Origin of the sequence: Rhodococcus sp. Leaf233 (assembly GCF_001426165.1) — a bacterium.
Taxonomy (GTDB): Bacteria; Actinomycetota; Actinomycetes; order Mycobacteriales; family Mycobacteriaceae; genus Rhodococcoides; species Rhodococcoides fascians.
Map to the genome: position 1 here is coordinate 925,253 of NZ_LMRO01000009.1, position 24,044 is coordinate 949,296.

At 63.5% G+C, this 24,044-nt stretch carries 21 protein-coding genes and 1 pseudogene; 5 read left to right on the forward strand and 17 right to left on the reverse strand.

The genetic code is table 11. The features are described from left to right. On the reverse strand, positions 1 to 1,287 hold the full coding sequence (locus ASH04_RS15050; RefSeq protein ID WP_057473867.1) for a competence/damage-inducible protein A: 1,287 nt from the start codon (positions 1,285 to 1,287) through the stop codon (positions 1 to 3). Positions 1,288 to 1,427: 140 nt separating this feature from the next. On the opposite strand from ASH04_RS15050, the gene ASH04_RS15055 reads away from it, so the two are divergent. Continuing rightward, entirely contained in the window at positions 1,428 to 1,835 is a 408-nt protein-coding gene (locus tag ASH04_RS15055) for a DoxX family protein (RefSeq protein WP_032364793.1), read from the forward strand. A gap of 30 nt (positions 1,836 to 1,865) precedes the next feature. Here the strand turns inward: ASH04_RS15055 and ASH04_RS15060 are convergent, their stop codons facing one another. The 5 genes from ASH04_RS15060 to ASH04_RS15080 form a co-directional block, all read right to left on the reverse strand. Continuing rightward, positions 1,866 to 3,353 (reverse strand): FAD-dependent oxidoreductase, encoded by a 1,488-nt coding sequence (locus ASH04_RS15060; protein ID WP_057473868.1) that lies wholly within the window; start codon positions 3,351 to 3,353, stop codon positions 1,866 to 1,868. A 63-nt stretch (positions 3,354 to 3,416) separates the two neighbouring features. Next, the gene (locus ASH04_RS15065; RefSeq protein ID WP_057473869.1) at positions 3,417 to 4,475 is read right to left on the reverse strand and encodes a GGDEF domain-containing protein; all 1,059 of its coding nucleotides are present in this window, start codon (positions 4,473 to 4,475) and stop codon (positions 3,417 to 3,419) included. A 49-nt stretch (positions 4,476 to 4,524) separates the two neighbouring features. After that, positions 4,525 to 5,058, reverse strand: a complete 534-nt coding sequence (locus tag ASH04_RS15070; protein ID WP_057473870.1) for a DUF6924 domain-containing protein — start codon at positions 5,056 to 5,058, stop codon at positions 4,525 to 4,527. Positions 5,059 to 5,100: 42 nt separating this feature from the next. Then, a complete protein-coding gene (locus tag ASH04_RS15075; RefSeq protein ID WP_032408132.1) occupies positions 5,101 to 6,051 on the reverse strand; it encodes an alpha/beta hydrolase in 951 nt (316 codons plus the stop codon). Between the two features lie 45 nt (positions 6,052 to 6,096). Next, a complete protein-coding gene (locus ASH04_RS15080; protein WP_057473984.1) occupies positions 6,097 to 6,891 on the reverse strand; it encodes an SDR family NAD(P)-dependent oxidoreductase in 795 nt (264 codons plus the stop codon). A gap of 79 nt (positions 6,892 to 6,970) precedes the next feature. Between ASH04_RS15080 and ASH04_RS15085 the strand changes: the two genes are divergently transcribed. Beyond that, the gene (locus ASH04_RS15085) at positions 6,971 to 7,537 is read left to right on the forward strand and encodes a TetR/AcrR family transcriptional regulator (protein ID WP_048319571.1); all 567 of its coding nucleotides are present in this window, start codon (positions 6,971 to 6,973) and stop codon (positions 7,535 to 7,537) included. 19 nt (positions 7,538 to 7,556) lie between these two features. Here the strand turns inward: ASH04_RS15085 and ASH04_RS15090 are convergent, their stop codons facing one another. The 11 genes and pseudogenes from ASH04_RS15090 to ASH04_RS15140 form a co-directional block, all read right to left on the reverse strand. Continuing rightward, positions 7,557 to 8,138, reverse strand: coding sequence for a TetR/AcrR family transcriptional regulator (locus ASH04_RS15090; RefSeq protein WP_032393383.1), 582 nt, complete (start codon positions 8,136 to 8,138; stop codon positions 7,557 to 7,559). A gap of 201 nt (positions 8,139 to 8,339) precedes the next feature. After that, positions 8,340 to 9,791, reverse strand: a complete 1,452-nt coding sequence (locus tag ASH04_RS15095; RefSeq protein ID WP_057473871.1) for an APC family permease — start codon at positions 9,789 to 9,791, stop codon at positions 8,340 to 8,342. A 76-nt stretch (positions 9,792 to 9,867) separates the two neighbouring features. Then, the gene (locus ASH04_RS15100; protein WP_057473872.1) at positions 9,868 to 10,707 is read right to left on the reverse strand and encodes a MoaF C-terminal domain-containing protein; all 840 of its coding nucleotides are present in this window, start codon (positions 10,705 to 10,707) and stop codon (positions 9,868 to 9,870) included. A 305-nt stretch (positions 10,708 to 11,012) separates the two neighbouring features. Beyond that, positions 11,013 to 11,549: a MarR family winged helix-turn-helix transcriptional regulator gene (locus ASH04_RS15105; protein WP_407726937.1), complete on the reverse strand. Its 537-nt coding sequence runs from the start codon at positions 11,547 to 11,549 to the stop codon at positions 11,013 to 11,015. A 59-nt stretch (positions 11,550 to 11,608) separates the two neighbouring features. After that, positions 11,609 to 13,014 (reverse strand): annotated as a pseudogene (locus tag ASH04_RS15110) (aldehyde dehydrogenase family protein). Between the two features lie 35 nt (positions 13,015 to 13,049). Beyond that, entirely contained in the window at positions 13,050 to 13,853 is an 804-nt protein-coding gene (locus tag ASH04_RS15115) for an HpcH/HpaI aldolase family protein (protein ID WP_057473874.1), read from the reverse strand. Then, positions 13,838 to 14,623 carry a 2-oxo-hept-4-ene-1,7-dioate hydratase gene (gene hpaH, locus ASH04_RS15120; RefSeq protein ID WP_048319581.1) on the reverse strand — a complete coding sequence of 262 codons (786 nt, stop codon included), beginning with the start codon at positions 14,621 to 14,623 and terminating at the stop codon, positions 13,838 to 13,840. Before hpaH ends, ASH04_RS15115 begins: the two co-directional genes overlap by 16 nt. Before the next feature lie 34 nt (positions 14,624 to 14,657). Continuing rightward, complete coding sequence (gene hpaD / locus ASH04_RS15125) at positions 14,658 to 15,809, reverse strand: 3,4-dihydroxyphenylacetate 2,3-dioxygenase (protein WP_057473875.1); 1,152 nt, start codon at positions 15,807 to 15,809, stop codon at positions 14,658 to 14,660. Positions 15,810 to 15,854: 45 nt separating this feature from the next. Then, positions 15,855 to 17,387 carry a 5-carboxymethyl-2-hydroxymuconate semialdehyde dehydrogenase gene (gene hpaE, locus ASH04_RS15130; protein WP_057473876.1) on the reverse strand — a complete coding sequence of 511 codons (1,533 nt, stop codon included), beginning with the start codon at positions 17,385 to 17,387 and terminating at the stop codon, positions 15,855 to 15,857. 37 nt (positions 17,388 to 17,424) lie between these two features. Further along, the gene (locus tag ASH04_RS15135) at positions 17,425 to 18,096 is read right to left on the reverse strand and encodes a GntR family transcriptional regulator (protein ID WP_235580015.1); all 672 of its coding nucleotides are present in this window, start codon (positions 18,094 to 18,096) and stop codon (positions 17,425 to 17,427) included. Then, complete coding sequence (locus tag ASH04_RS15140) at positions 18,093 to 19,589, reverse strand: fumarylacetoacetate hydrolase family protein (RefSeq protein WP_052053759.1); 1,497 nt, start codon at positions 19,587 to 19,589, stop codon at positions 18,093 to 18,095. Before ASH04_RS15140 ends, ASH04_RS15135 begins: the two co-directional genes overlap by 4 nt. Before the next feature lie 127 nt (positions 19,590 to 19,716). Here ASH04_RS15140 and ASH04_RS15145 point away from each other — a divergent pair, with 127 nt between their 5' ends. The 3 genes from ASH04_RS15145 (at position 19,717) to ASH04_RS15155 (ending at position 23,926) form a co-directional block, all read left to right on the forward strand. Continuing rightward, the gene (locus ASH04_RS15145; RefSeq protein WP_057473878.1) at positions 19,717 to 21,642 is read left to right on the forward strand and encodes an FAD-binding monooxygenase; all 1,926 of its coding nucleotides are present in this window, start codon (positions 19,717 to 19,719) and stop codon (positions 21,640 to 21,642) included. After that, entirely contained in the window at positions 21,639 to 23,111 is a 1,473-nt protein-coding gene (locus tag ASH04_RS15150; protein ID WP_057473879.1) for an NAD-dependent succinate-semialdehyde dehydrogenase, read from the forward strand. Before ASH04_RS15145 ends, ASH04_RS15150 begins: the two co-directional genes overlap by 4 nt. Positions 23,112 to 23,338: 227 nt before the next feature. Continuing rightward, positions 23,339 to 23,926, forward strand: a complete 588-nt coding sequence (locus ASH04_RS15155; RefSeq protein WP_057473985.1) for a TetR/AcrR family transcriptional regulator — start codon at positions 23,339 to 23,341, stop codon at positions 23,924 to 23,926. Positions 23,927 to 24,044 lie beyond the last annotated feature (118 nt).

Genomic DNA, 24,044 nt, shown 5'->3' on the forward strand with positions numbered 1-24,044 from the left:
TCAGATCGTCGGCTCCAGGGCGTCGGCGAGCATGTGCATCGCTGCGGTGGTGGAAAGCGAACGCACACTTGCCCTGTCACCGGGCAGTCGAAGTGTCCGGGTGACGGTCGGCTGATCGCGGACGGCAATCGCGAAGCATACGGTGCCGACGGGCTTGAGTTCGGTGCCACCACCGGGGCCTGCGATGCCACTGGTCGAGACAGCGATGTCGACGCTCACCCGGTTCAACGCGCCCTCCGCCATCAGTGCAGCCACCGGTTCGCTCACGGCTCCGTGCTGCTCGATGACCTCGGCTGGAACACCGAGAAGTTCGGTCTTGGCTTCGTTTGCGTACGACACCACCGCGCCGATGACATATGCCGACGACCCGGCACGGTCGGTGAGACGCGCGGCAATCATGCCGCCCGTGCACGATTCTGCCGTTGCGATGCGACGGCCCGTCAAGCGACTCGCCACGATGTCGTCGATAGTGGATCCGTCGGTCGAAAAGACCTGTGCTCCATAGTGTTTATCGATGAGTGCTGCGACGTCGGCGTATGCGGCCGCCGCTGATTCGGCATAGCGCGTCACCATTTCGAGTTCACCCTGGCGCAGGCAGGTGGTGATCTCGAGGTCGCCGAATCCCGCTACCTCGCGCTCCGCTGTTCGTAAGGTAGCCGCGAGGTCGGCCTCCGACAGACCGTACGCGCGGATGGTGTCCTGGCGAACCGCAGCACTCCTGGCCAACACTCGCGAGACAGTCGCTGTCTGCACAGCTTCGGGCCACATGGCCTGTAGTTCGCGCGGTGGGCCCGGCAGAATCAGAACCGCAGGCAGCATCCCGGAGTCACTCGCTGGTATCGCGACGCCGGGAGCAGTGCCGGTCGGCGAAATGGACTGCGCGCCCTGCGGAACCATGGCTTGCTTGCGGATCCCCGCGAGAAGGGGCTCCGAATCGGTCGAGGAACTCAGGCGACTCCGCCAACGCTGCACGATCTGCTGGATGCGCTGCTCCAGTTCGACGTCGAGTTGCAGTTCTCGACCGTAGAGCGCGGCAACGGTCGCGACCGTGAGATCGTCGGCGGTCGGCCCCAACCCGCCAGTGGTGACAATGAGGTCCATACGCTGATCGGCGAGGAAACGAAGTTGTGCGGTGAGATCATCGGGCCTGTCCCCGCACACGGTGATGTGGGCGACGTCGACGCCCAGTTCCAAGAGACGTTGGGCGACCCATGGGCCGTTCCTGTCGGACACCCGACCCGAAAGAACCTCGGTTCCCGTGACCACAACACCTGCTCGCACTGACATTCTTCGACTTTACTGTCACCGGGTTCGAGTGGACTCGCGACGGTGGCTCGATCGACACCGAATCCGGGGCCGCGGTGAGTTTCCGTACCGACGGCAGTCGATACCGGCGACATCGTGCATCTCGAACATCGGAGAACATCATGACCACGACGACCACTCCTGCAACCACGTCACGTACCGCTGCGCGCGTCGGCTGGGTCCTCACCGGCCTGCTGGCGCTGTTTCTGATCTTCGATATCGTCGGCAAACTGCTGAATGTGCAGCAGGTGAAAGACGCGACGGTGGAATTGGGGCTGCGCGACGAGATGACGCCCGTCATCGGCGTCGTGCTACTGGTGTGCTTGGTGCTGTACGTGGTGCCGCGCACCGCATTTTTGGGTGCCGTTCTCCTGACCGGCTATCTCGGTGGTGCCGTTCTCACCAACTGGCGGGTCGACAAGCCGCTCTTCAGTACGGTCCTGTTCGCGGTCTACGTCGGAATTCTTGCATGGGGTGCGCTGTACCTACGGGATCCGAAGGTGCGTCAGGTCATGCCGATAGTGCGGTAGTGAGACGCCTCCTGCCCACACATGTGAGGGTCAGGACAACGGATTCAGACCCGACGTGACGGGACCCTCCAACACGGAGCCGTCGGCAGCGAAACGCGAACCGTGCAGCGGGCAGTCCCAGGACTTCTCGGCATCGTTCCACGCCACGATGCCGCCGAGGTGCGGGCACACCGCAGACACGCGGTGGGTGACGCCGTCGACGGTGCAGACAGCCTTCGGTGCGATGCCGGGCTCGACGTGGCCCTGACCCTCGACCAGTGGGGTTTTCGAGCCCCCGGTGATCGGCTTCGCCCATCCTTTCGTCATGTTCAGTCCCACGTTGGCGTTGATACGGATCGCGTCGACGATGCCGGTAAGTTGGCGCAGATTCCAGCTGTCGTACGCGCCGGCCCAGTCGGTTCGACCGCCGAACGCCCGCTGTGCAAGAACGAGCGCGGACGCCGCGGCGTTCGTCATTCCCCATTTGTCGTAACCCGTGGCGACCCAGATGCGATCGTCGCCGGGCAGTAGTGGTCCGGCGTACGGCAGCGCGTCGATCGACCCGTAGTCCTGCGCGGACCATCTGTATCGTCGTCGGGCTCCGGGGAAATTCTCTGCGGTCCACTCGTCGAGGTCGTTCACCTGGGCCTGCGGAGAAGACTCGCGCCCGACGACGTGATCGTTTCCACCGATGAGGAGTAGATCGCCGGCCGGAGTGGGCGCATACCGGATCGATCGGCTGGGGGAGTCGGCCGAGAGGTACATTCCGCGTGGAACGTCGCCGTCGATCTCGTACGCGGCGGCATACGACCGCATCGGTTCCATTCGAGCGAAGAATGCACCACGATCGAGAATGGGTGTGCCAGTGGCCAAGACGACCCGCGACCCGCGGAGTGGACCCTGATCCGTCTTGACGTCGACGTGACGAAGCCTTCGTCTCACACCGAGAGCTCGGGTGCCCTCGGTGATATCCGCACCCGCGCTCGAGGCGTCCTCGGCCAGGGCAATGAGGGCGTCCATCGGATCGAATTGAGCTTGGTCCGGAACAGACACGGCACCGGCGACGTCGAAGGGAAGTTCGGTGTCGGTGCCGTAGGAGGCGTTCAGTCCGGCACCGAGAGCGACGCGCAATTCATCGCGAACGGCGGTGAGACCTGAGCTAGTCGTGGCGTACGTGTACGCCGTCTCGCGTTGGACGGCGATACCCCGCTCCGCGCAGTAGTCGAGTAACCATTGCTGGCCAGCAGTGTTGCCCTGCAGGTAACGTCGCACCTGCTGCTGCGAATGTTTCGACGCTATCGACGACAGCTTCGTGCCCTGCAGAACACTGATCTTGGCTGTCGTGTTTCCCGTCGCGACGGCACCGATCGTGCGGGCTTCGAGCACCGCGACGCGTTCTCCGGCTCGTGCGAACAGCAGGGCGGTGACCAAACCTGTGAGTCCGGCTCCGATGACCACGGTGTCGTACTTCTGGGTGAAATCGATCGCGCGGTAGGGCGTGCGGTCGGGTCGGTCGAGCCAGAGCGAGTTGGGCGGCATACAACCGGGTTCCCGCCTTCGTCGTCGCGAAACCCGGAAAAACCAGATCGCCGTACGCCGTCGTCAGTGAACGATATCGCCGGGCGGACGCGCAAGAGCGACGCAATTGCGGCCGTTGCGTTTCGCGCGATACAAAGCCTCGTCGGCGGCGGCGAGTGTTCGGTCGAACACGGTGCGGGTGGAGCGTGGATCCACCTGTGGCAGTGCGGCACCGACGCTGACGGTGATCGGGATGTCGTCTGCGACGTTATGGACGGCCTGTCGAAGGCGCTCGGCGAATTCGCCGAGCGTCGGCGTCGGATCCGGGACGAGGACGACGAATTCGTCGCCGCCCAGTCGTGAGACCGTCGCGTGTCGGCCGGCGCTCATGGTCAATCGCATTGCCGTCAGCCTCAACGCGACATCGCCCGCGGAGTGGCCGTGGTGGTCGTTGACGGCTTTGAAGTGGTCGATATCGATCAGCAACAAGGCCGGACGAACGGGGTCGTTGCCGGCACCGACTGTTCTGGCTTCCAGGCCGCGCCGGTTCAGCACTCCGGTCAGTGGGTCGGTCATCGCGTCGGACAGATGAACCCGAGAGGAGTGCAGTACTGCTCGTGAGAACGCCGACAGCAGCGTGACAGCGCCGTTGATCACCGTGATGGCCACGACGACTCGGAGGACGACCGATACGGTGTCGGTAGGGGTTGTCGCCAATGCTGATGCTCCGAGTACGAGCACGTACACCGTGCTCCACCCGACGTGGAACCAGATCACTTTCGGTCGAGCGAAGTGCGCGGCGTACGCACCGACCAGTGCGAGAAGCATCGCACCCTGAAGCGCTGCAAGAGGATCAGCGTAGGTTGCCGTCACCACGGTGACACCGAGTTCGCAATACACGACGAACCAGTTGTTGACGGGTGCGCGGCGAGACCACCAGTCCATCCCGAATTCGGCTTTGCTCATGATCCGGGCGACGGGAATCGTGCTGATGCACACGGCGTAGGTCAGTACGGTGCCGAGTCCTTCGGTGGGGCCGTCCTGCGTGAACGTGGTGCCGATGCCGAGCAGCCCGAACAGCAGTGTCTGAACGACAACCCCCGTCCGCAGCAGCGGGTCGGGTGTCTCGTCGTTCGCCCGCATGCCGGCCGGTCGCTCGGTGGGCGCACGTCTTGCCGGTGAGTCCCGATGTCTACCCACCGAAACCGTCTCGTGTCATGTCCGATCGCCAGCGCAGACTGGCTCGGACTGCCTCGCCGACACGGTCGGCGAGGTCGGCGGCGAGGGGCTCGGAGTGGTGAAACGTAGTCGCCTGTTTCGGTTTCGACAACCGGGCCGGTTCGAGCTTCGGTGCATGCTCATCGATGCCCAACCGGAACGCACTGTCCGGAGTCATTCGAGTCGAGGGTATGCGTTCGGCGTTGCGCGGAACCGCCGAACAGTCGATGGTGAGCAGCGTTCGATCCGGGCGCGCGAACGTCTGCTTGTCGGCAAGCGCGACGTACAGTCCGTCGTTCGCCTCGGCGCGCGTGGCCAGTCGTGCGACGACCCGTCGAATACGCTGCTGGCACTGTGTTCGGTCCGACGACACGACCAGCTCGGCACCCGGGACGACAGATCGTGTGCTGCGCGCCGACTCCGTCAAGGACGTCCAGATTGCGTCGTCGTCCTCGCCGAAATATGTTCGCAACAGCCAGAGTTCGGAGCTGCTCGCGCCGTCGGGCATGGTGATCCAATCCGAGAACTGTGGGGTGCACCGAACGTGCGGTCAGGCGGAGGGGACAGCCCGGAGTGGCACGGGCACAGTATCGGCGAGGAAGGTCAGCTGATCTCCGATCACCGAGGAGAACAGCGGCTCCACGTACGGGTCGAAATGACCGCCTACGTAGGTTCGAACCGTCGCACCGCGAACTTTCGCCGCGGCGCGTTGTGCGACGGACGCCGGGGTCACTGTGTCTTCGGACGCAATCTGCACCAAAGTGGGGCAGTCGATACGCGACATCGTTCTTCCGGGGGAGTAGCGCCAGATCTTCAGAAGGATTCGTGCAGCGACGGTTTCGGGGTAGTCGCCGTCGGACAGTCCGGACTCGAGGACGAGACGGTCACGCCCCTTCATCGCGTCGGGCGAGACCATCACGGCTCGTTGGCCGGGTAGTCCGACGCTGTCGACGTAGCGCGGCGATCGGCCGAGGACAGCGCGCACAGCGTCGGACATGGCGGCCGGTGCCAGCCGCACAGCCTGTCGCAATCCGGTTGCGCGAACGGCAGCAATGCCGTCGATGTGGGGTACCTGGGCGATGACGGCTGCGAATCGAATACCGTTGCCCGCCAACGTCAGTACGTGGCCACCGGCGAACGACGTCCCCCAGCCGACGACCCGATTGTTGTCGACTCCGTCCAATGAGCGAGCGAAGTCGACTGCGTTTCGCCAGTCGGTGAGCTGTTCGTTCACGTCCAACAACTGGCGCGGTTCGCCCTCGCTGTCCCCGAAGAACCGGTAGTCGAAGACGCACACCACGTAACCGGCCGCGACGAAACGCTCCGCGTAGGCGTATAAGCGCATGGCTCGGGGACTGCCGAACCCGTGGGCCATGACAATCACCGGCAGACGGTCGGAGGCCGGGCTGCTCGGCCGGAAAACCGTAGCAGCGCAACGAACTCCGTTCGAGTGGAATGACGTCTCGGTACGGGTGAAACCGGTGTGGTCGTCGGTGATCATGCGATTGTTCCTCTGTTCAGCAAAGACTGTATGGATCGAAACTCGTTACTTGAAGGGATTGAGTGTCCGACCGAGGTAGTACCCGATACGTGTCGGAATCGGTTTGGCTGCAACAGCAGTCGCTTTGTTGACCAACCCGGGCACGCACACCGGAGTGCCGTTCTCGACCGCGCGCCATCCCTCGCGGACGACGTCCTCGGGGTTCTGCCACAGGATCGAGGGGAGCTTGGACGTGGCCGCCTCCCTGGTCCCCATGACGTCGTGGAACTCGCTGTGCGTGAAGCCCGGGCAGAGCGCGGTGACGTGAATGCCGTGGGGACGCAGCTCCATGTCGAGTGACTGCGACATGTCGAGTACGTAGGACTTGATGCCGGTGTACAGCAGACTGGCTGCGGGCGGAAGCAGGGCCGCCAGCGACGAGAGGTTGACGATGCGTCCGTATCCTCGCACTTCCATGCCAGGAACAGTGAGGTGAGCAAGTTCGGTCACCGCCGTGATCATCACCTGGATCTCCGCGGCCAGCGACTCGAATGGAGCGTCGGCGAACTTCGAATTCCCCGACATTCCAGCATTGTTGACGAGTATGTCGATGTCGACACCCAGGGCTCGCGTGCGCTCCATGATCGCGCGGGGAGCGTCGCGATCGGCCAGGTCGGCGGCCACCACGTCGCACCGCACGCTGTGGCGCGTGGTGAGCTCGTTTGCCAGTGCAGTCAACCGATCCTCGCGACGGGCTACCAGAACGAGGTTGTGTCCCTCGGCGGCGAGGTGACGGGCGAAGGCCGCGCCGATGCCTGCGGATGCGCCGGTGATCAGGGCTGTGCGTCCGGTGTTCGACATCTGCCACGTCTCCATCTCTTGAACGGTCATCAAGAACGGTAGCAGTGTCTTGAATGACATTCAAGATAAACTCCGGGACATGCCCAAGAATCGCGGACTGCACGACAGAGAGAGCAAGCGCGACGACATCGTCGCCGCTGCCCGCGAGATGTTCGTATCCGACGGTTTCGAGCGCGCATCGATCAGCCGTCTGGCGAAAGCTGTCGGGATCACCCCGAACACCGTGTACTGGTACTTCGACGACAAGGACGACATCCTGGTCGCAGTGCTGACCGCTATCGCGGCCGAGGACGCGGCAGATTATGCGACCGTCGCGGATCGATCCCTGGCCGACCGTTTGGTCTGGCTCGTGGAGCAACTGCAGAGGGTGGGCCCTCTGGTATCGACGGTGCACGACCGAGTTGCCAAGTCGGCAGCAATCGAACACTGGCACAACGGTTTCCACCACTTCGCGGAATCGTTGTTCGCTTCCGATATCGAGAAGGCTGGACTGTCCGGGTCCGAAGCCGATGCGATGCTGCGCATCGGGACGTTCGTCGTGGAGGGATTGCTGACGCACGCCCCGGCTCCAGAGGTCGTCCGTTCGGTGATCGATCGATTGGTCGCGACCATACCTCCGGCTACGCATGCCTCCGCGGCCGAATAGGGCGACACATTCGGTCCGGCTACCGCTCGCGGGCCCGGCGGGGTACGAGTAATCGACGAAGGTGGATCAACGCGCTGTCCGTCGCCTGTCGGTCGTCACCGGTGATCTGCTCGAGTATCAGGCCCTCTGCAGCCGAGTAGACGAGGTGGCTCAGAGCTGGATCGGGGTCGATTCCTGCCAGCGTCAGTTCCGCGCCGATGGCATCGACGTACGCGTCACGTACGCGCCGGATGTGGGGCCTCAGCTTCGGACGACGGCGTGACTCGAGCATCAACTCGAATTGAAACGCCTGATCGATCGCATCGTCGTCCGCAAATGTGGACAGCCCTGCGAACAGCGCGTTCAGATCGCCGCTACCGGGCCGGGTGGTGATGGTGGCGACACTGCGAACGTAGGAGCGGTGCAGCGCCTCCTCGACGAGAGTGTCGATCGATCCGAAGTGGTGTGCCACCAGTGTGTGACCGACACCGGCCTCCGAGGCAACCCGCCTGTAGGTGAGGCGACGAAGCCCGTCTTCGGCGACCGCTCGAACGGTCGCGTCCAGCAGGGCGTCGCGGCCGGTACCGTACCGGGACTCGTGAACTCTCTGCTCGACGGCCATGTGCGGTGTGCCCCTTTCTGTCGGCTCGAAGATGCGCTCCTCACCGTACCCAGCTTGCGATCCGAGATGTGGTCGAAGCAACGGTGATTCGGAGAGCATCGCTGGTGCGGCCTCGGGCACGCTGTGCGGTGTCATACCCTCGAATGCGGCGAACGCCGACCGATCCGCGAGGCGAAGCGGTGGCGTCCGGATCGATGGAATTCAGACCAATTCGGCCTCGTAGTCGATTGCGGGGCGAATTGTGGCCCAGGCAAACCCGGCGACCGACACCGCGGGAATCAAAAGGAGCAGCCACTGAGCAACTCCGCCCTGGCCACCGAGCAGGACGTCGTAGTTGGTGACCGCAATGTAGGCCACGGATCCGAATCCGGCGATCGAGAGCCCAGGCGCGATCTTCGTCGTCCACGGGTTGGTCTCCAACGTGTTCCGTGCGAAGAACGCGATGATGGACACGGATGTGAGGATCAGGATCACGATCAGCGCCACGGTGCCCAGCGAGAGAAGCCAGCTGAAGGTGACGGTGATGGGATCTGCGCCGGCGAGTCCGAAACCGGCGACGACGACAGCGATGAGTACACCAACACACAGAGCGGCGGTGGCAGGTGTACCCGACCTGGAGGTGACGGTACCCAGTCGAGCGGGCAGAACGCCTGCTCTGCTCAGTGCATAGAGATAGCGAGCGAACATGTTCTGAAACCCGATGAGCATGGCGACGAAACTCGTGACGACGAGAACCTCGAGGGAGGTCGCGAGCCAGGACCCGACCTCGGTCTCCGCCACTGCGAACACGAGTCCGGCAGGGTCATCGGTGGCTGCAGCCTGAACCGAATCCGATCCGACCGAATTGCCGATCGCCCACACGGTCAGGGCGTAGAACAGACCGATGAAGGCGATGGATCCGTAGACGGCGCGGGGAATGGTGCGACGTGGGTTCTTGGCCTCCTCCGAGAACACCACCGTTGCCTCGAATCCGGTGAAGCACGCGAAGGCGAACAGGAACGCCACGCCGAGACCCGGGCCGACCAGGTCGGATGGATCGAACGCGGCCAGAGAATTACCGGCCGGCCCGCCGCCACCGAGGATGATGGCAACGTCGAGCACGAGGAGCGCCGCGATCTCGAGGGCCACCAGAACGCCGAGAACTTTGAGGCTGAGGTCCACCCCGACGGCTGTCAATGTGGTCACTGCTGCAAGGACGACCAGGACGATGACCAACGGCGGAATGTCGATGCCGAGTTTGTCCGCAATCAATGCGTTGGCGAATACGGAGAACTGCGACCACAGAGCCGCCTGCAGACTGCCGTAGAACAAGATGGCCAATCCTGCCCCGGCGGTGGCGATTCGGGCACCCAGACCCTGAGCGATGTAGGCCACGAACCCGCCGGCGTTGCGTACGTGCCGACTCATGGCGACATACCCGGAGGAGAAGATCACGAACAGTGCAGCAGCGAGTAGATAGACCAGCGGTGCCGTTGCGCCGTTGGCGGAGAACACGACCGGCGAGGCGCCGATGACGGCCGCCATGGGTGCCACGGCGGCAACCACGAAGAAGATGATGGCCCCGACGCCCAACGTGCCCGGACGCAATCCGGATCGTTCGGAGGAACCTGGCTGGGGTGCTGCGTTCGAAGAGAAGGGTGGCATGGTGGACATCGGGGCATCTCCGTCGGTGGCGGGTAGAGCAGGATCGAATAGGTGGTGTTCGGCCGAATGCGTAGGGAACGAGCTGTCAGGCCGAGGGGCCGGGACGCGGAGCGTCGATCGAGGGCGTGCGCTCGAATTCCTGGGCGTACGAGCCCATCGTGAGGTTCACCAGTTCTCCGCTGTATTGATCGAGGGCGAACTGGATGCCGACCGTGCGGTGGGCCGCCAGATCGATGAGAACCATCCCTTCGACGCCCAGGTTCTTCTCCAGCCAGGAGAAGAGGTACGTGTTGTCGCGCAGCTTGAAGTAAGTGCAGCGTTCGGTGTCACCGACTCCGAGTTCGGTTCCGCCGACACACAGCCACGTGAAGATGTTCTCGTTCAAGTAGACGTGGTCGTAGACGTCCTCACTGCTGTAGGCGTAGCGGACGCGGCGTCCGATCAGCTCGTCGGTGACAGTGTGCGCCGCAGCGGGCGTGGCGCCGGAACCTGCGATTTGGCCCTGAAACCACTGCTGGCGTGCGGCTTCCGGCCGTGGAGAAAGGCCGAGTTCGCCGATCGCTCCGGTGACCTGCCCGCTGGCGGTGTCGATCGCAGCGCTGAAGGCCACGGGATGATCCGCCCCTGCCCGCAGGTAGTGGATGTAGAACAGTCCGGGCTGCATCTCGAACAGCTCGTAGCTGTCGCTTCCGCGCGCGGTCTCGGTGCCGTTCTCGAGCACCGCCCACTCGACGGCCGAACTGGAAAATTTCTGGGACAGAGTGAAGTCGCCACCACCGTCGAGGTACTGGGCGTCCAGCACGATTTCTCGGCCGTCGAGCGCCCGGCTGAGGTCGGGCAGGTACTCGTCGAAGCCGTCGGCCATTTCGGTGAGCGGAGCCCAGTCTTCCTTGCTCCAGCTGAACGGTGTTGCTGCAGTCTTCATTTCATACCTCTCGAAGGTGACGGCGCGTCGCGTTCGGTGACCGGCGGGTGATCACCGCGCAAACTGAACAGATGGTCGATTGTGATCCGTGGCACAACTATGACCGATCGCCGGCAAATAATCAAGGGTTTGATCGATTTGTTTACGCGTGCAACACGGTGGAAACAGGAATCGGACATATCCGTCGGGGATGCACAACGAATCGAATCCGCGAGGTGGCAGTTACGCCCTGCGTCGGAACGGTTTTCATGATGCTGAGCGTGCGGCGAGGGTAGATCCGGAGCACTTGCCCCGTCGGCGAGCGGTCAGCGCCGTTTGATGCCGTCCTGATCGATCGCGGTGGCCAGCTTTTGCAGAAGGCCGGTGAGAATCAGGCGTTCTTCGCCTGTCAGTGCTTCGGCCCAGAGTTGTTCACGACGGTTGTGAGCCGCAAAAGTGTCCGTGATGGCGGAATGCCCGGATTCCGTCAGCGAGACGGTCAGGGCTCGGCCGTCGGTGATGGACCGTTCCGATTCCACCAGACCGTCCTTGATCAAGGTCTTGACCAGAGCGGACGTGGCAGAGCGGCTGATGCCTGCCAGCTCTGCGATGCGCTTCGATTCGCTCGGCCCGACGAGCCACAGAACGAACAACACTCGGAAACCCGACCATGTCCAGCCACTGGGGCGATGAACGCTCGATTCCAGGTCGTAGACCACGGCACCGGTGACTCGATGCAGCTCGAGCACCAACCGCATGGCAACCGGATCGACCTGTTCGAGTTCCGTGGACGCCTTCTCGACGGCGAACTCGACGAACGACATGAAGTCGAGCTGAGCGGGGTCGATGGCGTCGGCGGTCACCGTCCCACGGTATCGGACCGGCATCGGCGTGCCCGGCCGAGCACGCCGATGCGGTTCGATCAGCCGTTGATGACCTGTGGTGCCGAGACCGATTTGAGTCCGTCGACTCCGAATTCGAGGCCGTAGCCGGACATCTTGATGCCGCCGAACGGAACCATCGGGTGTACGCCACCGTGGCTGTTGATCCATACCGTGCCGGCTTGAATCCGAGCGGCTATCTTTCGGGCAGCATCGCGGTCGGAACTCCACACCGAAGCTCCGAGTCCGACATCGAGGCCGTTGGCGAGTTCGATTGCCTCGTCGACTGTTTCGTATCGAACGATGGGTAGGGCCGGGCCGAACTGCTCCTCGGTCACCAGAGCGTTGTCGTTGTCGATGTTCGACACCAGAGTCGTGGGGTAGAAGTGCCCGGGGGCGTCGGCGTCCGGGTTTCCGCCGACCAGCATGGTGGCACCGGATTCGCGGGCGCGCTCGACAAGATTCGCGACGATGTCGTACTGTGCCTTGTTCTGCAACGGGCCCAACACGTTGTCCTCATCCAGACCGCGGCCCATCGGCATCGCCTCCGCGACTGCCGCGAGTTCGGTGCAGACCGCGTCGTAGACGTCGGTGTGCACGTACAGGCGCTTGAGTGCGGCACAGGTTTGTCCAGTGTTGATGAAGGCACCCCAGAACAGATCCTGCGCAATGGCTTGGGATCGACATCCGGCAACACGATGCCGGCGTCGTTGCCACCGAGTTCGAGGGTGAGCCGCTTCACCGTATCGGCGGAGCTCTTGATGATCGCTTGGCCGGTGCGGGTGGACCCGGTGAACATCAGCTTGTCGATGTCGGGGTGCGACGACAGGCGTGCGCCCAGGTCTCCCTCGCCGGCGACAACGGTCAGCACATCCTCGGGTAGCGCCGAGTTGATGACCGTGGCGAGCGCCAGCACACTCAACGGCGTGTATTCCGACGGTTTGACGACAGTGGTGTTACCCATCCGCAGTGCCGGCGCGACCTGCCAGACGGTGATCATCATGGGCCAGTTCCACGGCCCGATCGCTCCGACGACTCCGAGGGGGCGGTAGTACATTTCGGCATTGCCGTCGTCTCCATCGAGGAGGGTTCGGCCGGGGAGTTCGGTTGCCGCGGTGGCGCGGAGCCAGTCGGCGCAGGCACCGACCTCGAAGCGGGCGTTGGGTCCGTTGAGCGGCTTACCTTGCTCACGCGAAAGCAATTCTGCCAGTGGCTCGGTGGCTGCATCGATGGCATCGGCTGCCTGGAGCAGGCGCGCCGTGCGGTCCTCGTCGGTGAGCGCCGCCCACGCAGGCTGTGCTGCTTTGGCGCGGGCGATCGCGGCGTCGAGCACGTCGACACCCTCGACCGGTGCTTTCCCGACGACGTCCCCGGTTGCCGGGTCGAGGATCTCGCGTCCGTTCGGATCGGTGATCTCGCTGAGAAGCGAATCGAATGTGATGGTCACTGTCTGTCCTTTCGACGGCGAACTGGGTTGGAGGATCAGTAGCTGGCGCGCGCGCTGTGCGCCGATGGATCGATGTAGCGCTGGGCGAGGGCCTCGGAACCCCGCGCCAAGATTGCAGCGTCGGCACCGACGAGCAGGAACCGTGCGCCGTCCTCGGCGTAGGAGTCGGCACGGCCGGGCTCGAAAGCATTGACTCCGAACGGCTTTCCGGTGGATGCGATCGCCGTGAACGCATCGTTCACGGCGGCCACGACGTCGGGGTGGTTCTGCTGTCCGAGTAGTCCCATCGAGGCGGACAGATCGCTTGGTCCGAGGAAGACGCCGTCGATCCCCGGCGTTCCCGCGATAGCCGCCGCGTTGGATACCCCTTCGGCCGTCTCGATCTGGACGAAGACGGACACGTGATCGGCTCCGTCCGCCAGATAGTCCTCGACCCGGTTCCAGCGGGCCGATCGTGCCAGCGCGCTACCGACGCCGCGCCGCCCGACCGGTGGGTACTGTGCCGCGGCGGCCACCTCGCGTGCTTGATCGGCCGTCGAGATCATCGGCACCAAGATGTTCTGAGCGCCCAGATCCAAGACTTGTTTGATGATCACCGCGTCGCCGACGGGGACTCGCACCACCGGCGTCACAGGGTAAGCCGAGACCGCATACAGCTGTGCGAGAACCGATTCGAGCCCGTTGGGTGCGTGCTCCATGTCGATCAGCACCCAGTCCAGTCCCGAGCCGGCCATGATCTCGGCGGCCACCGGTGAACCGGTGGTGACCCAGCCGCCGTACAGCGGCCGGTCCGCCTCCGCCAACGCATCCCGGAAGGTCTTGTTCAGACGAAGCGGCATGAGATCGTTCCCATCGGGCCGTAGTCGGCGAGCACGCTGTCGCCCTGGTGCACCCACATCGGGCGGGTGAACGATCCGGCCAACACGATTTCACCGGCCTCGAGCCGGTCGCCGTGCTGAGAGAGCTTGTTGGCCAACCACGCCACGCCCGTCGCCGGATGATTGAGCACCGCGGCGGCGACGCCGGACTCTTCGATCGTCTCGTTGCGATAGAGCAGCGCCGATATCCACCGCATGTCCACAGTCGAGGGGTCGGTGGGATTGCCGCCGTAGACCATCGCGCCGAGTGCGGCGTTGTCGCTGATGGTGTCGACGATGGTGCGGCCCTGCATCTCGATCCGCGAACTGAGAATCTCGAGAGCCGGCACGACGAACTCGGTTGCCTTCAGAACATCGAAGATCGTCGCTGTCGGACCGGCGAGCGGGCTCCCGAGAACGAAGGCGAGTTCGACCTCGATGCGCACATTGGAGAAGCGTCCGTGTTCGATCACCGAGCCGTTGTCGAAAACCTGATCGTCGAAGATCGCGCCGTAGTCTGGCTCGGTGATGCCGGTCGCGACCTGCATCACCTTGCTCGTCAAGCCGATCTTACGGCCGACCAGGCGTCGACCGGACTCGACCTTGCGTCGACGCCACTCGTTCTGCACCGCGTACGAATCCTCGAAGGTCATGTCGGGATAGCGAGCAGTGAGCCGCGGAATCATCGTCCGCGTCCGTTCGGCTTCTTCGAGTTGGTCGGCGATGGCCGTGATGGTGTTCGGGGGGAGCATGAATTCTCCTGTGCCGTCGGGGAATGAGTCGTTACTACAGCTGTGCGCCGAGCTTGAACTCGCCCTTCTTCCAGTCCGGCATCTCGTCGGTGTCCTCTTTGCGGGTATACGAGAAGCCGTCCGCCCCGATGGTGACGGCCATTTCGGAATCGTCGGTCCGCGCGATGACCGGCTTGGGGTTGCCGTCGAGATCCAGGACGATCGAGGCGTCGGTGTACCAGCTGGGGACCACCGGGGTGCCCCACCAGTCGCGGCGTTGGTTGTCGTGCACGTCCCAGGTGACGACCGGGTTGTCGGGATCGCCGGTGTAGTAGTCCTGGGTGTAGATCTCGATGCGGTGGCCATCCGGGTCGCGGAGGTAGAGGTAGAAGGCGTTCGAGACGCCGTGCCGTCCCGGTCCGCGCTCGATGTGGTCGGACATCCGGAGGGAACCGAGTTTGTCGCAGATCGCGATGATGTTGTGCTTCTCGTGCGTGGCGAAGGCAACGTGGTGCATCCGTGGTCCGTCGCCCCCGGTCATCGCGGTGTCGTGCACAGTGGACTTACGACGCATCCAGGCCGCGTACGTTGTCCCGGCCTCGTCCTGGATGTCTTCGGTGACGCGAAAGCCGAGATCCTCCATGTACGCCACGGCGCGGGGGACATCGGGGGTCACCTGATTGAAGTGGTCCAGTCGGACGAGCGCACCCGGGGTGTACAGGTGGTAGTGCCACGCAAGGCGCTCGACGTGCTCGACGTCGTAGAAGAACTCGTACGGAAAGCCGAGGGGATCCTCGACGCGCACCGAATCACCGATGCCCTTGTTGTACCCGTTGGGGTTTCGCTCCACGCGGCAGCCGAGTTCGGTGTAGAACGCGACGGCTTTGTCGAGATCCTCCGGGCTGCGTACCCGATAGGAGAACGCTGCTACACCGGCGACAGGGCCCTTGCGCAGGACCAGGTTGTGGTGGATGAATTCCTCGAACGAGCGAAGGTAGACGGCGTTCTCGTCTTCCTCGGTCACGACGAGGTCGAGTACGTCGACGTAGAACTTGCGTGAACGCTCGAGGTCGGTGACGACCAATTCCATGTAGGCGCAGCGCAATACATCCGGGGGAGTGGCCCGCGGGGTGGGAACCGGGTCGGCCGAGCGGATCGGGCTGGTGCGCGTCACGACGGGCTCGGGGGCATCGGGGGTGATGGTCATGTCATGGTCCTTGTCGAAAGGTGAAGGGAGTCGGTGCTGTCTGCGTCAGTGCTTGGCTGAGTCGGCCTTGCCGAAGGTCGGGTTGTGTACCTCGCCGAGCGTGATGTGCACGGCCTGCTGCTGGGTGTAGAAGTCGATGGAGCGGTAGCCACCCTCGTGCCCGAGCCCAGAAGCCTTGACCCCACCGAACGGGGTGCGTAGGTCGCGGACGTTGTTGGAGTTGAGCCACACCATGCCGGCATCGATGGCCTGGGCGAAGTTGTGCGAGCGCTTGAGGTCGTTGGTCCAGACGTATGCTGCGAGACCGTATTTGACACCGTTGGCCAATTCGAGAGCTTCGTCGTCGGTGTCGAACGGAGTGATCGCCACGACCGGTCCGAAGATCTCTTCCTGGAAGATGCGGGCGTCGGGTGCGACATCGGCGAACACCGTCGGGGTCACGAAGTTGCCCTGCTCGAAGCCTTCGGCCCGGCCGCCGCCCGCAACCAGGCGGGCTTCGGTCTTGCCGATCTCGATGTAGCTCATCACCTTGTCGTAGTGCTCCGGGTGTACCAGCGCACCGACCTCGGTCGAGGGATCGTGCGGGTAGCCCACCTTCACGCGCTTTGCTTGTGCGGCATAGCGTTCGACGAATTCATCGTAGATGGACCGTTCGACGAGGATGCGGCTGCCCGCGGTGCAGCGCTCCCCGTTGAGGGAGAACACACCGAAGATCGTGGCGTCCACTGCTGCTTCGAGATCGGCATCGGCGAACACGATCGCCGGGCTCTTTCCGCCCAGTTCCATCGACAGGCCCTTGAGGAAGGGCGCGGCGTTGCCGAAAATGAGCTGACCCGTGCTGGATTCGCCGGTGAAGGAGATCAAGGGAACGTCGGGGTGCTTGACGAGCGCGTCGCCTGCGTGTTCGCCGAGGCCGTTGACAAGGTTGAACACACCCTCGGGGAGGCCGGCTTCCTCGAAGATGCCCGCCCACAACGATGCCGACAGGGGAGTGAACTCGGCGGGCTTGAGGACGACGGTATTGCCGGTGGCCAGTGCTGGGCCGAGCTTCCACGATTCGAGCATGAACGGGGTGTTCCACGGGGTGATGAGGCCGGCGACCCCGATGGGGGTGCGATTGACGTAGTTGATCTGCCGTCCTGGCACCTTGTAGGTGTCGTCGGCCTGAGCGACGATGAGGTCTGCGAAGAAGCGGAAGTTCTCGGCGGCGCGGCGAGCCTGACCGAGTGCCTGGGTGATGGGCAGGCCGGAGTCGAAGGATTCCAGTTCGGCCAGCCGGGCGTCGCGTGACTCGACGATGTCGGCAATGCGGTGGAGGATCCGGGAGCGCTCGCGCGGCAGCATGCGCGGCCACGGGCCTTCCTTGAAGGCTTTCTTGGCGGCCTCGACAGCGCGGTCGATGTCGGCCTTCTTGCCGGCGGCGGCCTGCAGGTAGACCTCATTGGATACCGGGTCGAGAACGTCGAAGGTGCCGCCGTCGATCGAATCGACGAACGCACCGCCGATGTAGTGCTGGATCTTGCTGGGAAGGTCGGTGGGGACGTGGCGTTGTGCCTGTTCGGCGACAGTGTTCGTCATGAATGCTCCAATATCGGGATCGGTTGTCTGATCTGACTCAGTAGGCCGGTAGGCCGATGGTTTCGTCTGGGTGCTCGTGGACCAGGTAAGCGTCGAGCGTTGCGGATCGGTGTCGTCGAGCCGCCTTCTCGATTTCGCCGAGGGGCGCACCGATTTCGATGAGCCGCACGATGTTTTCGTGTTCGTGCACCGATTCACGTGCGCGACCGGGAACGAACGCGAACGTCGATGCGCGCAAGTGTCCGAGACGGCCCCACTCGGCTTCGACGAGTGTCAGCATTCGCGGGTTCACGCATTTCGCGAACAGAATTTGGTGGAACCCCTTGTTCAGCGACGTGAACAGGTGCGGATCGAAATGCTCGAGGGACTCGATCATGCGTTCGTTCACGGCACGGGCTTTCCGAATGTCGTCCTCCGACAATCGGCGTGCGGCCATGGCAGTGGCAGCGCCCTCGAGAATGCTCAAACTCTGCATGCTGTAGCGATATTGGGTGTCGTCCACCATCGACACGTGGGCACCGACGTTCCGCTCGAACGTCACCAGACCTTCGGCCTCGAGTTGTCGGATCGCCTCACGAACCGGAACGACACTCATGTCGAGATCCTTCGCGATCGAGCCGAGTACGAGGCGGTAGCCGGGCGTGTATTCCTGCCGCGCTATCCGGTCCTTGATGTAGTGGTAGGCGGCCTGCGATTTGCTCTGTGTCACTGGGAAACTCCCTGATCCATACGCCACTGCTCGTACTTGCTCTTCCACTCCGCATTCGGTGGGAAGAGCCCGTCGAGTGGATGTCCGGCCGCGACTTGGTCGGCAACCCACGCGTCCTGCTCTTCCTGAGCGAGCGCCTCGTCGACCACTTCCTCGGCCAACGCCGGCGGAATCACGATCACCCCGTCGCTGTCGCCGACGATGACGTCGCCGGGCTGTACCGTCGCTCCACCGCAGGCGACGGTCAGGTCGAAATCCCATGGGACGTGGCGGCGGCCCAACACTGCGGGGTGGGCGGTCGCGGCGAACACAGGGAGGCCGATCTCGGCTACGGCGTCGCGATCGCGGACTCCTCCGTCGGTCACGACGCCGACGGCGCCGCGGGATCGGGCCCGCAGGGCGAGGATGTCACCCAGCGTGCCGGAGCCGAGTTCGCCGCGGGCCTCGATGACGATGATCTCACCGTCGTTCACGGCGTCGAACGCTCGTTTCTGGGCGTTGTAGCCGCCGCCGTGGGAGACGAACAGGTCTTCGCGGTTGGGTACGAACCGCAGTGTCCTGGCCGTTCCGACGATCTTGTCGCCGGTATTCAGTGCGCGAACACCGTCGATCGACACGTTGTTCAGTCCCCGCTTACGAAGCTGGGCCGACAGACCCGCCACCGGTACCCGGGTCAGTTTGTCTCGTAGCTGGGGGCTCAAACCTGTTCGAGGCGGGATGATTCCGGCCGCCTCGGCCGAGCCCCACGCGTCCTCGCGCTGCGCATCGTCTGCCGCCGGCAGAGAGCCGAGCCCTGGGTCGAAATCGTTCTCGCCCTGGGTGACTGTTGTGATCAACCGGCCGGTCGACGACGAATCGTCGATCGTGCTCACCTCGACCTCGACGACGTCGCCGGGAACGACGACCGACGAGCCGGCGGGTGTACCGGTGAGGATGACGTCGCCGGGCTCGAGGGTGAAGTGCTGCGACAGGTCGGCTATCAGCTGGGGCAGCGAGAAGATGAGGCCGGCCGTGGTGTCGTCCTGGGCCACGGTTCCGTTGACCCACGTCCGGATTCGCAGTGCAGTCGGGTCGACCGAACGCGCGTCGATGACGTCGGGTCCCAGGGGTGTGTACCCGTCTCCGCCTTTGGAGCGGACGTTGGATCCCTTGTCGTTGGCGCGCAGATCGTAGAGGCCGAAGTCGTTGGCGGCCGTGATGCCCGAGACGTGGTTCCAGGCGTTCTCTGTCGTTACCCATCGCGTTGTCGACCCGATGATCAGGGCGATTTCGCCCTCGAAAGCGAGAAGTTCGGTGCCTGCCGGCCGCTCGACCGTGTCGCCCGTCGACGCCACAGAGCTTGTCGGCTTGAGGAAGTAGGACGGATGAGCCGGGCGGCGACCGCGCTGATCGGCTCGTGATGCATAGCTCAGATGCACCGCGACGATCTTCCCGGGCCTGGTCAGTGAGTTGTTCGACTCGATGACGGCAGCATCGTGGCTCTCGGTCTTCATGTTCCTCCTCGATTGCGACCCTTGCATCATATCTCAGATCGTATACGATGAGTGACGCAGATCGCAATGAATACCGTCGGTGCTACACAGCACTCGAGCACACGAGAGAATCGGCGAAGGTCCAGCAATGCAATTTCACCACCATGGCTACGTATCCGGTGACCCACGCGTCCAGCAAGCATCGGGGACCGGTATCGACCGGCCGGACGAGCTTCCGGAGTACGTCGATGTGCTCATCGTCGGCACCGGTCCGGCAGGAATGATGACCGCCGCACAGCTTTCCCAGTTTCCCGACGTGACGACGCGCATCGTCGAGCGCCGCACGGGACGTCTTGCGATAGGACAGGCCGACGGGATTCAGGCTCGTAGTGTCGAGACCTTCCAGGCGTTCGGATTTGCGGATCGCATCACAGCAGAGGCATATCGAATTACCGAAATGGCCTTCTGGAAGCCCGATCCCGAGGATGCCTCGAAGATCGTGCGCACTGCGCGGACGCCCGACGACGCAACCGGCATCAGTGAATTCCCTCATCTGATCGTCAATCAGGCGCGCGTCCTGGATTACTTCGCCGAGGTCATGGCTCTGTCGCCTACTCGAATGAAGCCGGATTTCGGCTACGAATTCTGCACTCTGGAGATCGGGGATGGCGACTACCCGGTCACGGTCACACTGGAGCACACCGGCGGCGATCAGGTGGGGCAGAAGCGAACGGTTCACGCCAAATACGTCGTCGGCTCCGACGGTGCACGCAGCGCCGTGCGCGACACGATCGGATGTAAGCCGGTCGGAGACAAAGCGTTCCATGCCTGGGGTGTGATGGACGTTCTTGCTGTCACCGATTTTCCCGACATTCGCCTCAAGTGCGCCATCCAGTCCGGCTCGGGCGGGAGCATCCTGCACATTCCACGCGAGGGTGGTCACCTGTTTCGCATGTACGTCGACCTCGGGGAAGTTGCCGAGGACGACAACGGCAAGGTGCGCACGACCAGCATCGACCAGATCATCGCGCAGGCCAACGAGATTTTGCATCCCTACACCCTCGATGTGAAAAATGTTGCGTGGCATAGCGTCTACGAGGTCGGCCACCGCGTGACCGACCGCTTCGACGATGTACCGGCCAACGAGGTCGGGGTGCGTATGCCGCATGTCTTCATCACCGGCGATGCCTGCCACACCCACAGCGCCAAGGCGGGTCAGGGAATGAACGTGTCGATGCAGGACGGGTTCAACCTCGGCTGGAAACTCGGGCACGTACTCGAAGGCCGCGCGCCCGAGAGCCTGCTCGCAACCTATACCGCCGAACGCCAGGTCATCGCGCAGAACCTGATCGACTTCGACAAACAGTGGTCGGCCATGATGGCGAAGCGCCCGGAGGACTTCGACAACCCGTCCGAGCTCGAAGAGTTCTACGTCAAGACCGGAGAATTCCCGGCCGGCTTCATGACCGAGTACCGGCCGTCGATGATCGTCGGCGATACCACCCATCAGAATCTGGCCACCGGATTTCCGGTGGGCAAGCGTTTCAAGTCGGCACCGGTGGTGCGAGTATGCGATGCCAATCCGATGCATCTCGGTCATCATCACCGTGCAGACGGACGCTGGCGGATCTACGTTTTCGCTGACGCGGCCGCCGCCGGCCTTCACTCGGCCAGCGTGGCGTTGACCGAATTGTCGTCGTGGCTCCTCGAGTCACCCGATTCGCCGATCGTGCGGTTCACCCCGCAGGGCACCGACATCGACAGTTTCTTCGACGTCAAGGTGATCTACCAGCAGGACCACGCCTCGGTCGATATCGGCGCGGTGAATCCCGTGTACCTCCCCGTCGGGGGTCCCTTCGGACTCGTCGACTACGAGAAGGTCTTCGCGACCGATCCCAGTACCGACATCTTCACCGAGCGCGGAATCGATCGCGACGGCGCAATCGTGGTGGTTCGGCCCGATCAGTATGTGGCACAGGTTCTTCCACTCAGCGCAACCGACGAGCTGGCGACGTTCTTCGCCGGAAACATGCTGCCGCGCAACACGGCCTCCAACCCGAAGGAATTGGTATGACCGATCACGAGAAGAAGCTCCTCGACTCCGTCCCGAACGAACTGTTCATCGGGGGACACTGGCGCGCGTCGTCCTCGAACACAACTCTGGCGGTACATGATCCGGCAACGGGGAAGGTTGTTCGTGACATCGCCGACGCCACCCCCGAGGACGGGATGGCTGCACTCGATGCGGCCGTCGCCGCCGCCGACTCGTGGGCGTCGACCCCCGCGCGTGAGCGTGCCGAGATTCTGCGACGTGCTTTCGACCTGCTGCAGGCGCGAAAGGAGGACTTTGCGCTCCTCATGACCATCGAGATGGGTAAACCGTTGGCCGAGGCCAGGGGAGAGGTGGCGTACGGAGGCGAGTTCCTGCGGTGGTTCAGCGAGGAGGCCACCCACGTCCAGGGTCGGTACGGCGCAAACCCGGAGAACACCGGGCGGATGTTCGTCACTCAGCATCCCGTCGGTCCGTGTTTTCTCATCACGCCGTGGAACTTCCCCCTTGCCATGGCAACTCGTAAGATTGCCCCGGCTCTGGCTGCGGGCTGCACTGTCGTGGTCAAACCGGCTGCGCTCACTCCGTTGACGACTCTGCTCCTGGTGAAAATTCTGCAGGAGGCAGGCCTGCCTGACGGCGTCGTCAACGTGGTCACCACTTCGTCCTCGTCGGCGGTATCCGGCCCGATCATTGCCGACCCCAAATTGCGGAAGCTGTCGTTCACCGGTTCGACCCCCGTCGGTCAGGCTCTGCTGCGTCAGGCCGCCACCGGGGTTCTTCGTACGTCGATGGAGCTCGGCGGTAACGCCCCGTTCGTGGTGTTCGGTGACGCCGATCTGGACAAGGCTGTCGACGGGGCCATTGCCGCGAAGTTTCGCAACATCGGTCAAGCCTGCACGGCGGCAAACCGTTTCATCGTGCACAGTTCGATAGCAACCGAGTTCGCCCGGCGAGTCACCGAACGAGTCGACGCCTTCGGCGTCGGGCGAGGTACCGAGGACGGGGTGACGATCGGTCCGCTCATCGATGGCAAGGCCGTGGCCAAGGCCGACGAGTTGGTCACCGATGCCGTGCAGCGCGGCGCAACGGTCACCACCGGCGGCGCAGCGATCGACCGGCCCGGGACCTTCTTTGCCCCTACGGTTCTGACCGACGTGGCCCCGGGCAGCGATATCCTCCGTGAGGAAATCTTCGGTCCGGTACTCGCGATCGCGACCTTCGATACCGACGACGAGGCAGTCTCGCTGGCGAACGACACCGAGTACGGGCTCGTCTCGTACGTCTTTACCGAGGACTTCCGTCGCGGCCAGCGCATGATCGAACGTCTGCAGACTGGAATGATGGGACTGAACGTCGGTGTGGTGTCCAACGCCGCGGCACCGTTCGGTGGCTGGAAGATGTCGGGTCTCGGACGTGAAGGTGGAGCCGAAGGCATCCATGAGTATCTGCAAACCAAATACACACTGACCCCGTCGCCCTTCGCAGACTAGACACGCCGTTGTGGGGGTCTTGGACCCCCACAACGTGTGATCGCAGTGAGGATCCGGTAACGCGAAATTCACAGCGCCAACGAGGATTCGTAACGCAGGGAGAGCAATCTTCTTTCAACGGGCGTAGAACAACGAACCGTTCACCGAGAGGAGGTAAAGCGTGAGTCGAGACTTGCGACCGTCGACCGGCGCGTCGGGACCGCCCGGTGAGCCGTTACCGTGGCCTCATGCCCAAGCTGGTCGACCACGATGAACGCAGGCGAGCCATCGCTGCGGCAACGTGGCGGCTGATCGCGGCAAAGGGGATCGACGCCGCGAACATGCGCGACATCGCTACCGAAGCCGGCTACACGAACGGCGCGCTGAGTCACTACTTCTCAGGCAAGGACGAGATTCTCAGAACCTCGTTCGAGCTCGTCTTCGAGGCTACGAACGCCCGGATCGACGCGCGAATGCGTGACGCCAAAGGTCTCGCCGCGCTTCGCATCTTCTGTCGCGAGATCATGCCGACGACGCAAGAGACGCTGCTCGAAGCCCGTATTGCGATCTCTCTGTTTCAGCGGGCGATGTACGACGAGCGGATGGACGAGATCAATCGCCGTGCATTGACTCTGTGGCGTGGGCAGATGGCCGGTCACCTCGAGGATGCACGTGCGACAGGCGAGGTCGGCGACATCGATGTCGCGGTCGTCATCGAGCAGTTGCTCGGCATGATGATGGGCGTGCAGCTCCTCGGTGTTCTCACTCCATCGGAGAGTTCTGCGAAGATGCAGTTGGCGATGCTCGACAACTTCCTCGCGCTGCTGCGTTTCTAGCGCCCGCGCTCACTGGCTCCATGCCAGAAATTTTTCGGATCGTCTTTCGAATGTGATCTGTACAGCCGTTGCCCACAGGTGTAGCGTCCGTCACATCTTTTTTCCAACATGTGTAGAA

Bases quoted from the DNA above. Each gene is read 5' to 3' on its own strand.
- ASH04_RS15060 (WP_057473868.1), bottom strand. From the start codon at position 3,353: ATGCCGCCCAACTCGCTCTGGCTCGACCGACCCGACCGCACGCCCTAC.
- ASH04_RS15115 (WP_057473874.1), bottom strand. From the start codon at position 13,853: ATGCCGCTTCGTCTGAACAAGACCTTCCGGGATGCGTTGGCGGAGGCG.
- ASH04_RS15090 (WP_032393383.1), bottom strand. From the start codon at position 8,138: ATGGCCGTCGAGCAGAGAGTTCACGAGTCCCGGTACGGTACCGGCCGC.
- ASH04_RS15075 (WP_032408132.1), bottom strand. From the start codon at position 6,051: ATGATCACCGACGACCACACCGGTTTCACCCGTACCGAGACGTCATTC.
- ASH04_RS15065 (WP_057473869.1), bottom strand. From the start codon at position 4,475: ATGCGGGCGAACGACGAGACACCCGACCCGCTGCTGCGGACGGGGGTT.
- ASH04_RS15050 (WP_057473867.1), bottom strand. From the start codon at position 1,287: ATGTCAGTGCGAGCAGGTGTTGTGGTCACGGGAACCGAGGTTCTTTCG.
- hpaH (WP_048319581.1), bottom strand. From the start codon at position 14,623: ATGCTCCCCCCGAACACCATCACGGCCATCGCCGACCAACTCGAAGAA.
- ASH04_RS15095 (WP_057473871.1), bottom strand. From the start codon at position 9,791: ATGTCCACCATGCCACCCTTCTCTTCGAACGCAGCACCCCAGCCAGGT.
- hpaD (WP_057473875.1), bottom strand. From the start codon at position 15,809: ATGACCATCACCCCCGATGCCCCCGAGCCCGTCGTGACGCGCACCAGC.
- ASH04_RS15155 (WP_057473985.1), top strand. From the start codon at position 23,339: ATGCCCAAGCTGGTCGACCACGATGAACGCAGGCGAGCCATCGCTGCG.
- ASH04_RS15145 (WP_057473878.1), top strand. From the start codon at position 19,717: ATGCAATTTCACCACCATGGCTACGTATCCGGTGACCCACGCGTCCAG.
- ASH04_RS15100 (WP_057473872.1), bottom strand. From the start codon at position 10,707: ATGAAGACTGCAGCAACACCGTTCAGCTGGAGCAAGGAAGACTGGGCT.
- ASH04_RS15140 (WP_052053759.1), bottom strand. From the start codon at position 19,589: ATGAAGACCGAGAGCCACGATGCTGCCGTCATCGAGTCGAACAACTCA.
- ASH04_RS15055 (WP_032364793.1), top strand. From the start codon at position 1,428: ATGACCACGACGACCACTCCTGCAACCACGTCACGTACCGCTGCGCGC.
- ASH04_RS15150 (WP_057473879.1), top strand. From the start codon at position 21,639: ATGACCGATCACGAGAAGAAGCTCCTCGACTCCGTCCCGAACGAACTG.
- ASH04_RS15070 (WP_057473870.1), bottom strand. From the start codon at position 5,058: ATGCCCGACGGCGCGAGCAGCTCCGAACTCTGGCTGTTGCGAACATAT.
- hpaE (WP_057473876.1), bottom strand. From the start codon at position 17,387: ATGACGAACACTGTCGCCGAACAGGCACAACGCCACGTCCCCACCGAC.
- ASH04_RS15085 (WP_048319571.1), top strand. From the start codon at position 6,971: ATGCCCAAGAATCGCGGACTGCACGACAGAGAGAGCAAGCGCGACGAC.
- ASH04_RS15080 (WP_057473984.1), bottom strand. From the start codon at position 6,891: ATGTCGAACACCGGACGCACAGCCCTGATCACCGGCGCATCCGCAGGC.